The sequence below is a fragment of the Streptomyces griseobrunneus genome, from assembly GCF_046713465.1.
GTDB lineage: Bacteria > Actinomycetota > Actinomycetes > Streptomycetales > Streptomycetaceae > Streptomyces > Streptomyces microflavus.
Genome location: NZ_CP177080.1, coordinates 1434295 through 1448714, shown reverse-complemented (window position 1 = coordinate 1448714; position 14420 = coordinate 1434295). Strand labels below are relative to the sequence as shown.

Below are 14420 nucleotides of genomic sequence, written 5' to 3'. Positions count from 1 at the left end.
GTGGCACGCCCACCCTCCCGAAGGAAACCGCCCATGTCCCGCATGTTCCAGCGGACCCGGCTGACCGCCGTGGCCGCGTCCGCCCTGCTGCTGTTCGGAGCCGCCGCCTGCGGGTCCGGCGAGAGCGGCGACTCCGCGGCCCCGTCCGCCGACAGCGCGCCGAAGGGGGCGTACCCGGTCACCCTCGACCACAAGTACGGGGCCACCACCCTCAAGAACGAGCCGAAGCGCATCGTCACCGTCGGCCTCTCCGACCAGGACGCGGTTCTCGCCCTCGGCAAGGCCCCGGTCGGCACGACCGAGTGGTTCGGCGACTTCAAGGGCGCGATCGGCCCCTGGGCGGAGAAGGCGCTCGGCGACAAGCCGCGCCCGACCGTCCTGCACGACGACGGCACCGGCCCCCAGGTCGAGAAGATCGCCTCGCTGCGCCCCGACCTGATCCTGGCCCTGTACTCGGGCCTCACCAAGGACCAGTACCGCACCCTCTCCAAGATCGCCCCGGTCGTCGCCCAGCCCAAGGACGTCCCGGACTGGGGGATCTCCTGGCAGGACCAGACCGAGCAGGTCGGCAGGGCCCTGGGTAAGAGCGACGAGGCCAAGGCGCTGGTCGCGAAGACCGAGAAGCACATCACCGACGCCGCGGCCGCGCACCCCGAGTTCAAGGGCAGGACCGCCGTCATGGCGACGCCGTACGAGGGCATGTACGTCTACGGCCCGCAGGACAACCGCTCCCGCGTCCTCACCGGCCTCGGCTTCCAGCTCCCCACGGGCCTCGGCAAGGTCGTCGGCGACGCGTTCGGCGCCAACATCAGCAAGGAGCGCACCGACCTCCTCGACACGGACGCCGTCGCCTGGATCGTCACCGACCCTGCCAAGGACGCCACGAAGCTCCACGCCGACCCGCTGTACGGCAAGCTCGACGCGGTCAAGGAGGGCCGCGAGGTCATGATCAAGGAGAGCAGCCACTTCGGCAGCGCCATCTCCTTCGTGACCCCGCTGAGCATCCCGTACACCGTCGACCGCCTGGTCCCGATGCTGTCGGCCGCCGTCGACGGCAAGCCGGACACGAAGGTCGTCCACCCCGCGTCCTGACGCCTTCCCCCGGTCCGTCCCGCCGCGATCAGGCGGGACGGACCCCCTGCTGAACCGCCCGTGAGGAACCGGACCGTGGAGCCAGCCCCGTGACCCGCCCCGCCCGATGGCGCCCCGCCCTGCTCGTGGCCGTGATCGCCACCGTGCTGGTGGTGCTGTGCCTGCTCTCGCTCGGTCTCGGCGCCCTCGGGATCCCGCCCGGCGACGTCCTCAAGGCGCTCCTCGGCCGGCCGACCGGACCCCGGATCGAGGACGTGATCTGGTCGGTGCGCGTTCCGCGTACGGCCCTGGGGCTGGCCGCCGGCGCCGCCCTCGGCCTCTCCGGCTGCGTGATGCAGGCGCTGACCCGCAACCCGCTCGCCGACCCCGGCATCCTCGGGGTGAGCGCGGGAGCGGCCTTCGCCATCGTGATCGCCGCCGGGGTCGCCGGGATCGGCTCGCTGCTCGGCTACATCTGGTTCGCGTTCGCCGGGGCGATGGCGGCGAGCATCGTCGTCTATCTGCTGGGGCGGATGGGGCGTTCGGGGTCCACGCCGGTGAAGCTGGCGCTCGCGGGAGTCGCGGTGACCGCCGTGCTGTCGTCGCTGACCAGCGCCGTCGTCCTCACCGACCCGGCCGCCCTGGACCGGTTCCGCTTCTGGTCGGCGGGGTCGCTCGCCAACCAGGACGCCTCCACCGTGCTGCGCATCCTGCCCTTCCTCGGCCTCGGCGCCCTCCTCGCGCTGGCGAGCGCCCCCGCCCTCAACAGCCTCGCCCTCGGCGACGACGTGGCCGCCTCGCTCGGCCGCAAGCTCGGCCTCGTACGCCTCCAGGGCGTCGTCGCGGTCACCCTCCTCACCGGGGCGGCGGTCGCGGTGATCGGCCCCGTCGTCTTCATCGGCCTGGTCGTCCCGCACGTCGCCCGGTCCCTCGCCCAGTCCGCCGGACTCGGCCCGGACCACCGCTGGCTGCTGCCGCTCTCGGCCGCGCTGGCCGCCGGGCTGCTGCTCGGGGCGGACATCCTCGGCCGGGTGATCGCCCGGCCCGTCGAGGTCCAGGCGGGGATCATCGTCGCCTTCATCGGCGGCCCCTTCTTCATCGCCCTGGTCCGCCGACGCCGGCTCGCGGAGGTATGACCGTGACCACCGACTCCCTCCGTACGGAGAAGACCGCCGCCCGCCCCTTCCGCCTGTCCGTCCCGCCGGTCTCCGGCACTCTGCGCCCCCGGCAGCTCGCCGTCTGCGCGGCCCTCGTCGTCGCCGTGTTCGCGGCCCTGTGCTGGAACGTCTCCATCGGTGAGTACGGCATCCCCCTCACCGACGTCGCCCGCGCCCTGACCGGCTCCGGCGACCCGGGCACCCTTCTCGTCGTCCAGGAACTGCGGCTGCCCCGCGCCATGACGGGACTGCTCGCGGGCATCGCGTTCGGCATGTCCGGGGCCCTGTTCCAGACGATGACCCGCAACCCGCTCGCCAGCCCCGACATGATCGGTCTCACCCAGGGCGCCGGAACCGCGGTCGTCGCGGGCATCGTCCTGGGCTGGGACTTCGGCCTCGGCACCCAGGCCCTCGGCCTGATCGGCGCACTCACCAGCGCCCTGCTGGTCTACGGGCTCGCCTGGCGGCGCGGCACCACCGGCTACCGCATCATCCTCGTCGGCATCGGCGTCTCCTGGATCTGCCTCAGCGTCACCGACTTCCTGCTCGCCCGGGGCGGCCGCTTCCAGGCACAGGCCGCGCTCGGCTGGCTCGTCGGCAACCTCAACGGCCGCGACTGGCAGCAGGCCGCACCCCTCGCCGCCTCCCTCGTCGTGCTGGTGCCCGCGGCCCTGCTGATCGGCAGGCTGATGCGTACGCTGCAACTCGGCGACGACGTCGCCAAGGGGCTCGGCACCCGGGTCCAGGCCGTCCGCCTCACCGTCCTGCTCACCGGCGTCGGCCTGGTCGCCTTCGCCACGGCGGCGGCCGGGCCCGTCGCGTTCGTGGCGCTCGCCGCCCCGCAGATCGCCCAGCGGCTCTGCCGCACGGCCTGGCCGCCCCCGCTCGCCGGCGGACTCACCGGCGCCGTCATCGTCCTCGCGTCCGACGTCCTCGCACGCGAACTGATCCCCGGCACCGAACTGCCCGTCGGGATCGTCACCGGAGTGCTCGGCGCCCCGGTGCTGCTCTGGCTGCTCATCCGCGTCAACCGCGCGGGCTCAGGAGGCTGACCGATGTCCACCGCCGAACCCGACCTGAGGGCGCAGGGCCTGCACCTGGGCTACGACGACCGGGCTGTCGTCTCCGGCCTCGACCTGGCCGTGCCGCCGGGCCGGATCACCGCCATCGTCGGCGCCAACGCCTGCGGGAAATCGACCCTGTTGCGCGCCCTGGCCCGCCTGCTGACCCCCCGCGAAGGGGCGGTCAGCCTGGACGGCCGGGCCCTGCACTCCATCCCCACCAGGGAGTTGGCCCAGCAGCTCGGCATCCTCCCGCAGTCGCCGGTCGCCCCCGAGGGCCTCACCGTCATCGACCTGGTCAACCGGGGCCGCTCCCCGCACCAGACGTGGTGGCGGCAGTGGACCAAGGCGGACGAGCAGGCGGTGCACGACGCGCTGGCCGCGACCGGCACCACCGACCTGGCCGACCGTGCGGTGGACGAACTCTCCGGCGGCCAGCGCCAGCGCGCCTGGATCGCCATGGCCGTGGCCCAGGGCACCCCGGTGCTCCTCCTGGACGAGCCGACGACGTACCTCGACCTCGCCCATCAGATCGACGTCCTGGACCTCGTCGTCGACCTCAACCGCCGTGAGGGGCGCACGGTCGTCATGGTCCTGCACGACCTCAACCAGGCCTGCCGGTACGCCGATCACGTCATCGCGATGAAGAAGGGCAGCATCGTCGCCGAGGGCGCCCCCGCCGACGTCATCACCGCCGAGACCGTCGAGGACGTCTTCGGCCTCCGCTGCCAGGTGGCCACGGACCCGGTGAGCGGGACCCCGCTGGTGATCCCGGTCGGCCGCCACCACACCCCGGACCCCGAGGAGCCACGGAAGACGCTCGTCTGAGCGGCCGGGGTGCCGGGCGGCGAACCCCGAATGGCCCACGGCACCGGAACGCGATTGGCCCGGGATTCCACGCCAATCACTTCCTAGGCTGGGATCATGACCACCCCGCACCGCACCACCGTCGACTTCTTCTTCGACCCCGCCTGCCCGTTCGCCTGGATCGCCTCCCGCTGGATCCTGGAGGTGGAGCAGCACCGGGACATCGAGCTCCGCTTCCGTCCCATGAGCCTGTACCTGCACAACCGGGGCAACGAACTGGCCCCCTGGTACCGCGAGCTGGTCGACAAGTCGATCGGCCCGGTCCGGGTCGCCGTCGCCGCGGCCGCCGCCCACGGCGACGGAATCCTGCGAGACCTCTACACCGCGCTGGGCACCCGCATCCACCAGCACAAGGAGGCGGACTTCGACGCCGTGATCGCCGCCTCCCTCGCCGAACTGGGCCTGCCCGCCGCACTGGCGGAGGCCGCGCACTCGACGGCGTACGACGACGAGGTCGCCCGCAGCCACGACACGGGCAAGGACCCGGAGCAGGACGCGTACGTGGGCACGCCGACGATCCACGTGGACGGCACGGTCTGGTTCGGCCCGGTCCTCAACGCGATCCCGCGCGGCGAGGGGGCGGCCGAACTCTTCGACAGCTTCCGGGTGCTCGCCAACCACCAGGGCTTCTTCGAACTCAAGCGGGCCCGCTCGGGCGGCCTGTCCTACGACTGACCGGCAGGGGGCTCACGCCGAGAGCGACGACGCCCCCACCGGCACCCGCGCCTCGTCGTACCGGTCCAGCAGCAGCCGCGCCAACTCCGGCGCGGGGCCCAGGACATCGGCCAGCACGTCCGCCCCGGCCGCCTCGGCGCCCGCCGCGATGCGGTCGGGGAGCCGGCCGGGCGCGATGACGTACGGCGCGACCGCCACCCGGCGGACACCGTCGGCGCGCAGGGCCCGTACGGCGTCCTCGGTGCGGGGAAGGGATGCGGAGGCGAACGCAGGCCGCACGGCGCACCAACCGGTGTGCCGCAGCTCCCGCGCGATTTCAGCGATCACTGCGATCGCCTCCGGGTCGGAGGATCCCGCCGAGGCCAGGACGAGCCCGGTCCGGGGGATGTCGCCGGGGCGGACCCCGGCCTCCCGCAGCCGCCGCCCCAGCGTGGCATTGAGCAGCGGGGACGGGCCCAGGACGTCGGCCTGGCGGATGTGCAGCCTCGGCAGCCGGACGCGGGCCTCGCGCAGGACCGAGGGGATGTCGGTCTTGGCGTGGAACGCCCGGGTGAGGAGGAGCGGCAGGGCGATGACCTCGGGCGCCCCCTCCGCGGCCAGGCGCTCCAGCACCCGGGGCACGGAAGGGGCGTTGAACTCCAGGAACGCCGTCTCCACACGCAGCCCCGGCCGCTGCGCCCGCACCCGCCCGGTGAGGGCGTGCACGGTCGCGGCGTGCCGTGGGTCGCGGCTGCCGTGGGCGATGACGAGGAGGACGGAAGGTGCCATGGGAGAACTCAGTTCTTGACGAGGAGACCGCGGCTGCGCAGCACCCACCGCTCCAGCGGACTGAAGATCAGCAGGTCGATCGCGATGCCGACGAACAGGATGAGCAGGATCGAGAGGAAGACCCCGGGCATGTCGAAGTTGCTGCGGCCGTTCTCCATCAACTGCCCGAGCCCCAGACCAAGTTCGGGGGAGGAGGCGATGATCTCGGCGGCCATCAGCGAGCGCCAGGAGAACGCCCAGCCCTGCTTGAGACCCGCCAGGTAGCCGGGCAGCGCGGCCGGGAGCACGATGTGCCACGTCCCGCGGATCCCGGTCGCGCCCAGCGTGCGGCCCGCCCGCAGGAACAGCGGCGGCACCTGGTCGACGCCGGAGACCAGCCCGTTGGCGATCGAGGGCACCGCGCCCAGCAGGATCACCGCGTACATCATGCTGTCGTTCAGCCCGAGCCAGATGACCGCCGGGGCCACCCACGCGACCGACGGCAGCGACTGGAGCCCGGACAGGATCGGCCCGATCGCGGCCCGGACCAGCTTCACCCGGGCGACCAGCAGCCCCAGCGGCGTACCGATGGCCACCGCCAGGAGGAAGCCGAGCAGACCGCGCGAGACGCTGGTCCAGACGACCTCCAGGAGCGTTCCCTTGAGCCACATGTCCTGCGCGCTGTCCCACACCGCGGACGGCGGCGGCAGCTTGTAGACCTCGGTGACCTGGGCGCGGACCAGCAGCTCCCAGACCACCAGGACCAGGGCCACCGCCACCACGGGCGGCAGCACCTTGCTCAGCAGGACCTCGCGCACCGGGGTGCGGCGGATCTGTACCGCGTCCAGGGCGTCGAGGCCGGCCTCCAGACCGGCCAGATCGTCGGGCTTCGCGTCGACGGGTCCGGCCGCCTCGTCCGGCCGCTTCCGGTCGGACGTGATGTCAGTGCTGGCCATGTCGGCGGATCTCCCCACGCAGTTCTTCGGTGATCTCGACGGACAGCTCCGCCACGGCGGTGTCCTCGATACGGCGCGGCTGCTCGATGTCGACCGTCCACTCGCGGGCGATCCGGCCCGGCCGGGACGACAGCAGCACGACGCGCTGCGCGAGCCGTACGGCCTCGCGCACGTTGTGCGTGACGAAGAGGACCGATGCGTTCGTCTCGCGCCAGATCCGGGTCAGCTCGTCGTGCAGCACATCGCGGGTGATGGCGTCCAGCGCCGCGAACGGCTCGTCCATCAGCAGCAGCTGGCTGTCCTGGGCGAGCGCGCGGGCCATCGCGACCCGCTGCCGCATACCGCCGGACAGCTCGTGCACCCGCTTGCCGTACGCGCCGCCGAGACGGACGAGTTCGAGCAGCCGCTCGGCCTCGGTGCGGCGCTCCGCCTTGGGAACCCCGCGCAGCCGCAGGGCCAGTTCGATGTTCTTGCCCGCGGTCAGCCACGGGAAGAGGGCGTGCTCCTGGAACATCAGGGCCGGCCGCCCGCCGGGGGTCTCGATCGACCCTGCGGACGGGCGGTCGAGTCCGGCCACCAGGTTGAGCAGCGTCGACTTACCGCACCCGGAGGCCCCCAGGAGGGTGACGAACTCACCCGGAGCGACATCGAGCGTGATGTCGTCCAGGACGAGCTGCTGCCCCGTGTGTCCGGCGAAGGACTTCGAGACGTGCGAGAGCCGGGCGGCGTGCTCGACCGTAGTACGGTCCTCGGCCTTGGTGAGGGTGGTGGTCGCCATGGTCGTCACCTCCTGGGAATCCTGGGAATCCGATGGATCCGGGTACGGATGGTCGGGTGGTCGGGCTACTTGACGCCGAGACCGGCGTCGTCGACCTCAGGCTGGCCGTCGGCCTTCAGGATCTTGTTCAGCGGCCCCAGGTCGTAGATGCCGCCCAGCTGCGGGTTCTCCAGCAGACCGGCCTTCACCGAGTACCCCGCCTGCGTCTTGAGCGTGGTGGCCAGCGGGTCGTTGGTGATCTCGATGGACTCCCACGCCGGGTCGAGGATCTCCTTCGCCAGCGGCTTGCCGCTCAGCTTCTCCAGCGCCTTGTTGGCGGACGCCTTGGCCTCTTCGGGGTTGGCGTTGATCCACTTGTTGGTGGACACCGAACCCTTGACCACGGCCTCGACCACGTCGGGGTGCGCGTCGAGGAACTTCTGCGACACGATGATGTGCGTGATCACGAACTTCTTGTCCGGCCACAGGTCCTTCTCGTCGAGAAGGACCTTCGCACCCTCGGAGACCAGCTTGGACGCGGTCGGCTCCGGGACCCACGCGCCGTCCAGCGAACCGGACTTGTAGGCGTCGGGCGTCACCTTGTTGTCCGAGCGGACCACGGAGACGTCGCCCTTGCCGCTCTGAGGGTCGACCTTCCAGCCCTTCTCGGAGATCCAGTTGAGGAAGGCCACGTCCTGGGTGTTGCCGATCTGCGGGGTCGCGATCCGCTTGCCCTTGAGGTCGTCCACGGTCTTGATCTTCTTCGGGTCGACGACCAGCTTGACCCCGCCGGAGGCCGAACCCGCCACGATCCGCAGGCCCTTGCCCTGGGACTTGACGTAGGCGTTGATGGCGGGGGAGGGGCCGATGAAGCCGATGTCGATCGAGCCCGCGTTGAGCGCCTCGATCTCGGAGGGGCCGGCGTTGAAGGTCGTGGACTCGACGTTGGTCCCGCCCAGCTCCTTCTGGATGGTGCCTTCCTGGATACCGACCAGCGCGGTGGCGTGCGTGAGGTTCGGGAAGTAGCCGATCTTCACGGTGTCCGCGGAGAGCTTCTTCTCCCCGGAGGAGACGTTCGCCTTCTTCGCGTCGTCGTCCTCGGCGTCGGCGCCGTATCCGCAGGCGGTGGCGGCCAGGGCGAGCAGCGGCAGGGCCGCGACAGCGGCTATGGAGCGGCGAACGGTGGAACGGGGGGCAGGCACGGGAGGCTTTCCTCTCGTTGGCCCGGTACTCGCGTCCCGCTGTTGGTCAGGGGGGCGCGGCCGGGAGATCGGCAGGTCTTCGGCGGTACGGATGCGGGGGGTTCAGGGCGCGCGAGCGGTGCGCGTACGTCATCACGCACATCGCCCCACGCCTCCCTGGCCGCTGCCGAGGGCGCCGCTGCCCACACGGCCGCCCTCCTTCGAGAAGGTGGAGAAGAAGTCGGTCACGTCAGAAGTCCCATTCGGCGTCGTCGTCGGCCACGACCGGCTCCGGGGCCGCGGCGAACGCGGCGCCCGCCATACCGGCGCTCAGCGTCGTACCGTCCGCGGGGTCGATCAGCAGGAACGATCCGGTACGCCGTGAGTCGGCGTACGCGTCCAGCGCGAGCGGCTCGGCGGTCCGCACCACGACCCGGCCGATGTCGTTGGCGACCAGCTGCCCGGGCGCCGGGTGCTGGGAGAGGTCGTCCAGGGTGAGCCGGGACGGGATGTCCTTGACGATCGCCTTGACCGTACGGGTGGTGTGCTTCAGCAGCACCCGCTGGCCCACCGAGAGCGGCTGGTCGGCCACATGGCAGACGGTCGCCTCGATGTCCTGGGTGACCGGCGGCGCGTCGTCGGCGGGGGCGATCAGGTCGCCCCGCGAGATGTCGATGTCGTCGGCCAGCCGGATCGTCACCGACTGCGGCGCCCAGGCGATGTCGACGCTCTCGCCGAGCGCGTCGATGCCCGTGATCGTGGTGGTGCGCCCCGAGGGGAGTACGGAGACGGCCTCGCCGACCCGGAAGACCCCGGCGGCGATCTGACCGGCGTACCCCCGGTAGTCCGGGTGCTCGGCGGTCTGCGGCCGGATCACGTACTGCACGGGGAAGCGCGCGTGGCAGGCGGTGAGGTCATGGCTGACCGGCACCGTCTCCAGGTGCTCCAGCACGGTCGGCCCGCCGTACCAGTCCATGTGGGCGGACGGCTCCACCACGTTGTCCCCGGCCAGCGCGGAGATCGGGATCGCGGTGATCTCCGGGACGCCCAGCGAGGCGGCGTACGCGGTGAACTCCTCGGCTATCGCGGCGAACACGGGCTCCGCGTAGTCGACGAGGTCCATCTTGTTGACGGCCAGCACCACGTGCGGGACGCGGAGCAGCGCGGCGACGGCGGCGTGCCGGCGGGTCTGCTCGACCACCCCGTTGCGGGCGTCGACCAGGACCACGGCCAGCTCGGCGGTGGAGGCGCCGGTCACCATGTTGCGGGTGTACTGCACATGGCCCGGGGTGTCCGCGAGGATGAACCGGCGGCGGGCGGTGGCGAAGTAGCGGTAGGCGACATCGATGGTGATGCCCTGCTCGCGCTCGGCCCGCAGCCCGTCGGTCAGCAGCGCCAGGTCCGGCGTCTCCTGGCCACGGCTCAGCGACACCTGCTCCACGGCCTCCAGCTGGTCGGTGAGGATCGACTTGGAGTCGTGCAGCAGGCGTCCCACGAGGGTGGACTTGCCGTCGTCGACCGACCCGGCGGTGGCGAACCGCAGCAGGGTGGTGGCCGACAGCTGCTCGGCGGAGAGCGCCGGGAGGATGGGTGTGGTCATGGTTAGAAGTACCCCTCGCGCTTGCGGTCTTCCATCGCGGCCTCGGACATCTTGTCGTCGGCGCGGGTCGCGCCCCGCTCGGTGAGCCGGGAGGCGGCGATCTCGGTGATCACGGCGTCCAGCGTGGTGGCGTCGGAGTCGACGGCCCCGGTGCAGGACATGTCACCGACCGTGCGGTAGCGCACCAGACGGGTCTCGGTGGACTCGTGCTCCTTGGGCCCGCCCCAGTGTCCTGCGGTCAGCCACATGCCGTGGCGGTTGAAGACCTCGCGCTCATGGGCGAAGTAGATCTCCGGGAGTTCGATCCCCTCGCGCTCGATGTACTGCCAGACGTCCAGCTCGGTCCAGTTGGAGATCGGGAAGACCCGGACGTGCTCGCCGGGGGCGTGCCGCCCGTTGTAGAGCTGCCACAGCTCGGGGCGCTGGCGGCGCGGGTCCCACTGGGAGAACTCGTCGCGCAGCGAGAAGACCCGCTCCTTGGCGCGCGCCTTCTCCTCGTCGCGCCGCCCGCCGCCGAACACCGCGTCGAAGCGGTGCTGCTGGATCGCCTCGGTGAGCGGGACGGTCTGGAGCGGGTTGCGGGTGCCGTCCGGGCGCTCGCGGAGCTTCCCGGCGTCGATGTACTCCTGCACGGAGGCGACATGGAGCCGCAGCCCGTGCTTCTTCACCGTACGGTCGCGGTACTCCAGGACCTCGGGGAAGTTGTGCCCGGTGTCCACGTGCAGCAGCGTGAACGGCACCGGCGCGGGCGCGAACGCCTTCAGCGCCAGGTGCAGCATCACGATGGAGTCCTTGCCGCCGGAGAACAGGATCACCGGCCGCTCGAACTCCCCCGCCACCTCGCGGAAGATGTGGACCGCCTCCGACTCCAGGGAGTCCAGGTGGCTGAGCGCGTACGGGTTGACGGTGCCCTCCGGCACGGTGGTGACGGTGCTCACGCCAGGCCCCTCTCGGTGAGCAGCGCGTGGAGCGCCGCTGCGGACTCCTGCACGGTCTGCTGGTGCGACTCGATGCGCAGGTCGGGCGATTCGGGTGCCTCGTAGGGGTCGTCGACCCCGGTGAGACCGCTGATCTCGCCGGCCGCCTGCTTGGCGTAAAGGCCCTTCACATCCCGTACGGAGCACACCTCGACGGGCGTCGCGACGTGCACCTCCAGGTAGGTGGTGGACTCGGAGGCGTGCCGCTTGCGGACCGCCTCGCGGCTGTCGGCGAACGGGGCGATGACGGGGACCATCACCTTCACGCCGTTGGCGGCGAGCAGTTCGGCGACGAAGCCGATCCGGGCCACGTTGGTGTGCCGGTCCTCGCGTGAGAAGCCGAGCCCCGCGGAGAGGAACTCCCGGATCTCGTCGCCGTCGAGCACCTCCACCTTGTGGCCCTCGGTCCGCAGCCGGCCCGCCAGCTCGTACGCGATGGTGGTCTTGCCCGCGCTCGGCAGACCGGTCAGCCAGATGGTGGCTCCCGTCTCCGTCACGCTCATCGAACTCTCCTGATCAGTCGTCATCAGCCGTGCAGCCCGCATTCGGTCTTGCCGCGTCCTGCCCAGCGGCCGGCCCGTGCGTCCTCGCCCTCCAGCACCCGGCGGGTGCAGGGCGCGCAGCCGACGGAGGCGTAACCGTCCATCAGCAGCGGGTTGGTGAGCACCCCGTGCTCGGCGACGTAGGCGTCCACGTCGTCCTGGGTCCAGCGGGCGATGGGGGAGACCTTCACCTTGCGGCGCTTGGCGTCCCAGCCGACGACCGGGGTGTCGGCGCGGGTCGGGGACTCGTCGCGGCGCAGCCCCGTCGCCCAGGCGCCGTACGCGGTCAGGCCGTCCTCCAACGGCTTGACCTTGCGCAGCGCGCAGCACAGGTCGGGGTCGCGGTCGTGCAGCTTCTCGCCGTGCTCCGCGTCCTGCTCGGCCACCGTCCTCCGGGGGGTGATCGTGATGACGTTGACGTCCATCACCGCGTCCACCGCGTCCCGGGTCCCGATGGTCTCGGGGAAGTGGTAGCCGGTGTCCAGGAAGACCACGTCCACGCCCGGCATCACCCGGGAGGCCAGGTGCGCGACCACGGCGTCCTCCATGGAGGAGGTGACGCAGAAGCGCGGCCCGAAGGTGTCGGTGGCCCACTTCAGGATCTCGGTGGCCGAGGCGTCCTCGAGTTCGCGGCCCGCCCGCTCGGCCAGCTCCTGGAGCTCGCTGTCCGTCAGCTCGCCGCTCAGCAGAGTGTCCGTCATGTCCGGTCCCCTTCACCGTCGTTGCGCTGGACGCCCCGGGTCAGCAGACCCAGGAACTTCAGCTGGAACGCACGGTTGCAGGAGGCACATTCCCAGGCGCCGTGGCCGGTCTCGTTGGGGCGCAGGTCCTCGTCGCCGCAGTACGGGCAGTAGAACGGGGCGGCTCGCTCGCTCATGACAGCGACTCCGCACTGGCGCGCGCCGCCCAGGTCGCGAAGCGCTCGTCGTCCTCGCGCTCCTCCTGGAACCGGCCGAGCACCCGCTCGACGTAGTCCGGCAGTTCGGCCGAAGTGACCTTCAGGCCACGGACCTTGCGGCCGAACCCGGCCTCAAGCCCGAGCGCACCACCGAGGTGCACCTGGTAGCCCTCGACCTGGTTGCCCTCGCCGTCCAGCATCAGCTGGCCCTTGAGGCCGATGTCGGCGACCTGGATGCGGGCGCAGGCGTTCGGGCAGCCGTTGATGTTGATGGTGATGGGGTGGTCGAACTCCGGGATGCGGCGCTCCAGTTCGTCGATGAGGGAGGCGCCGCGCGCCTTCGTCTCGACGATCGCCAGCTTGCAGAACTCGATGCCGGTGCAGGCCATCGTGCCGCGCCGGAACGGGGAGGGCGTGACCCGCAGGTCGAGCGCCTCCAGACCAGCGACCAGGGACTCGACCTGCTCCTCGGCCACGTCCAGCACGATCATCTTCTGCTCGGCGGTGGTCCGCACCCGGCCGGAGCCGTGCGCGTCGGCCAGCTCCGCGATCTTGGTGAGCGTGGTGCCGTCGACCCGGCCCACCCGCGCGGCGAAGCCGACGTAGAAGCGGCCGTCCTTCTGCCGGTGCACGCCGAGGTGGTCGCGCCAGGTCTGGGCGGGCTGCTCGGGCGCGGGGCCGTCGACCAGCTTGCGCTGGAGGTAGTCGTCCTCCAGGACCTGGCGGAACTTCTCCGCGCCCCAGTCCGCGACCAGGAACTTCAGCCGGGCGCGGGTGCGCAGCCGCCGGTAGCCGTAGTCACGGAAGATCCCGATGACCCCGCCGTACACATCGGCCACCTCGTCCAGCGGCACCCAGGCGCCGAGGCGGACCCCGAGCTTGGGGTTGGTGGAGAGGCCGCCGCCGACCCAGAGGTCGAAGCCGGGGCCGTGCTCCGGGTGGTTCACGCCGACGAACGCGATGTCGTTGATCTCGTGCGCCACGTCCAGCTGCGGGGAGCCGGAGACCGCGGACTTGAACTTGCGGGGCAGGTTGGAGAAGTCGGGGTTGCCGATGAACCGGCGCTGGATCTCGTCGATCGCGGGGGTGCCGTCGATGATCTCGTTCTCGGCGATGCCCGCCACCGGGGAGCCGAGGATCACGCGTGGCGTGTCACCGCAGGCCTCGGTGGTGGAGAGGCCCACCTCTTCGAGCCGACGCCAGATCTCCGGCACGTCCTCGATCCGGATCCAGTGGTACTGCACGTTCTGCCGGTCGGTGAGGTCGGCGGTGCCGCGCGCGAACTCCTGGGAGATCTCGCCGATCACCCGCAGCTGCTGTGTGGTCAGCCGGCCGCCGTCGATCCGGACGCGCAGCATGAAGAACTTGTCGTCCAGCTCCTCCGGCTCCAGCACGGCCGTCTTGCCGCCGTCGATGCCGGGCTTGCGCTGGGTGTACAGCCCCCACCAGCGCATGCGTCCGCGCAGGTCGTTGGGGTCGATGGAGTCGAAGCCACGCTTGGAGTAGATCGTCTCGATACGTGTCCGTACGTTGAGACCGTCGTCGTCCTTCTTGAACTGCTCGTTCCCGTTGAGGGGTGTGTGGTGGCCCACGGCCCACTGACCCTCGCCACGGTGGCGTCCGGCCTTGCGGCGGGGCGTGGTGGTCGCAGGCTGTTCGGGGGTAGCGGCCATGACAGTACGTCCTTCGGGACTGCAGGAGGGCGGCTCTGAACCGCACACTCGCGCTGAGGCGCGGCGGTGCGCTGGGTTCGGCAGAGGTATGAGGGGGCGCGGCGGTGCTGGGACTCTCAGCTCGCCGGACAGATGGCGCTGGACATGCGGCAGAGGTCGACGTGGCGTCGACTCACCAAGGCAATTCCAGTTCCAGACATGACGGAAGCGTGTCACGCGGATCTCGGGGCAGTCCACCACTATCCACGATGTGGACGA

At 71.3% G+C, this 14420-nt stretch carries 16 protein-coding genes; 5 read left to right on the top strand and 11 right to left on the bottom strand.

Features of this window, described 5'->3' with window-relative positions; all coding sequences use genetic code 11:
- Positions 1-33: 33 nt before the first annotated feature.
- The 5 genes from ACK8N7_RS06475 (at position 34) to ACK8N7_RS06455 (ending at position 4831) form a co-directional block, all read left to right on the top strand.
- Positions 34-1092: an iron-siderophore ABC transporter substrate-binding protein gene (locus ACK8N7_RS06475; protein WP_500441393.1), complete on the top strand. Its 1059-nt coding sequence runs from the start codon at positions 34-36 to the stop codon at positions 1090-1092.
- Between the two features lie 89 nt (positions 1093-1181).
- Positions 1182-2207, top strand: coding sequence for a FecCD family ABC transporter permease (locus tag ACK8N7_RS06470; protein WP_403211320.1), 1026 nt, complete (start codon positions 1182-1184; stop codon positions 2205-2207).
- Positions 2204-3280: a FecCD family ABC transporter permease gene (locus ACK8N7_RS06465; RefSeq protein WP_500441390.1), complete on the top strand. Its 1077-nt coding sequence runs from the start codon at positions 2204-2206 to the stop codon at positions 3278-3280. Before ACK8N7_RS06470 ends, ACK8N7_RS06465 begins: the two co-directional genes overlap by 4 nt.
- A gap of 3 nt (positions 3281-3283) precedes the next feature.
- The gene (locus ACK8N7_RS06460; protein ID WP_403211316.1) at positions 3284-4117 is read left to right on the top strand and encodes an ABC transporter ATP-binding protein; all 834 of its coding nucleotides are present in this window, start codon (positions 3284-3286) and stop codon (positions 4115-4117) included.
- A 96-nt stretch (positions 4118-4213) separates the two neighbouring features.
- Positions 4214-4831 carry a mycothiol-dependent nitroreductase Rv2466c family protein gene (locus ACK8N7_RS06455; protein ID WP_500441388.1) on the top strand — a complete coding sequence of 206 codons (618 nt, stop codon included), beginning with the start codon at positions 4214-4216 and terminating at the stop codon, positions 4829-4831.
- 12 nt (positions 4832-4843) lie between these two features.
- Here the strand turns inward: ACK8N7_RS06455 and ACK8N7_RS06450 are convergent, their stop codons facing one another.
- The 11 genes from ACK8N7_RS06450 to ACK8N7_RS06400 form a co-directional block, all read right to left on the bottom strand.
- Positions 4844-5599, bottom strand: coding sequence for a sirohydrochlorin chelatase (locus ACK8N7_RS06450; RefSeq protein WP_500441386.1), 756 nt, complete (start codon positions 5597-5599; stop codon positions 4844-4846).
- 8 nt (positions 5600-5607) lie between these two features.
- A complete protein-coding gene (locus tag ACK8N7_RS06445) occupies positions 5608-6534 on the bottom strand; it encodes an ABC transporter permease (RefSeq protein WP_403211310.1) in 927 nt (308 codons plus the stop codon).
- Positions 6521-7312, bottom strand: a complete 792-nt coding sequence (locus ACK8N7_RS06440; protein WP_403211308.1) for an ABC transporter ATP-binding protein — start codon at positions 7310-7312, stop codon at positions 6521-6523. The genes ACK8N7_RS06445 and ACK8N7_RS06440 overlap by 14 nt, the downstream gene beginning before the upstream one ends.
- 65 nt (positions 7313-7377) lie before the next feature.
- On the bottom strand, positions 7378-8493 hold the full coding sequence (locus ACK8N7_RS06435) for an aliphatic sulfonate ABC transporter substrate-binding protein (RefSeq protein WP_500441383.1): 1116 nt from the start codon (positions 8491-8493) through the stop codon (positions 7378-7380).
- A gap of 229 nt (positions 8494-8722) precedes the next feature.
- Positions 8723-10072 (bottom strand): sulfate adenylyltransferase subunit 1, encoded by a 1350-nt coding sequence (locus ACK8N7_RS06430; protein ID WP_015612249.1) that lies wholly within the window; start codon positions 10070-10072, stop codon positions 8723-8725.
- Positions 10073-10074: 2 nt separating this feature from the next.
- Positions 10075-11010 carry a sulfate adenylyltransferase subunit CysD gene (cysD, locus tag ACK8N7_RS06425; protein ID WP_403211302.1) on the bottom strand — a complete coding sequence of 312 codons (936 nt, stop codon included), beginning with the start codon at positions 11008-11010 and terminating at the stop codon, positions 10075-10077.
- Entirely contained in the window at positions 11007-11552 is a 546-nt protein-coding gene (gene cysC / locus ACK8N7_RS06420; protein ID WP_403211300.1) for an adenylyl-sulfate kinase, read from the bottom strand. The genes cysD and cysC overlap by 4 nt, the downstream gene beginning before the upstream one ends.
- Before the next feature lie 23 nt (positions 11553-11575).
- The gene (locus tag ACK8N7_RS06415) at positions 11576-12292 is read right to left on the bottom strand and encodes a phosphoadenylyl-sulfate reductase (protein WP_403211298.1); all 717 of its coding nucleotides are present in this window, start codon (positions 12290-12292) and stop codon (positions 11576-11578) included.
- Positions 12289-12468: a hypothetical protein gene (locus tag ACK8N7_RS06410; protein ID WP_097934331.1), complete on the bottom strand. Its 180-nt coding sequence runs from the start codon at positions 12466-12468 to the stop codon at positions 12289-12291. Before ACK8N7_RS06410 ends, ACK8N7_RS06415 begins: the two co-directional genes overlap by 4 nt.
- Positions 12465-14162 (bottom strand): nitrite/sulfite reductase, encoded by a 1698-nt coding sequence (locus ACK8N7_RS06405; protein WP_403211295.1) that lies wholly within the window; start codon positions 14160-14162, stop codon positions 12465-12467. Before ACK8N7_RS06405 ends, ACK8N7_RS06410 begins: the two co-directional genes overlap by 4 nt.
- Before the next feature lie 116 nt (positions 14163-14278).
- The gene (locus ACK8N7_RS06400) at positions 14279-14362 is read right to left on the bottom strand and encodes a putative leader peptide (protein WP_316944184.1); all 84 of its coding nucleotides are present in this window, start codon (positions 14360-14362) and stop codon (positions 14279-14281) included.
- Positions 14363-14420: the final 58 nt, after the last annotated feature.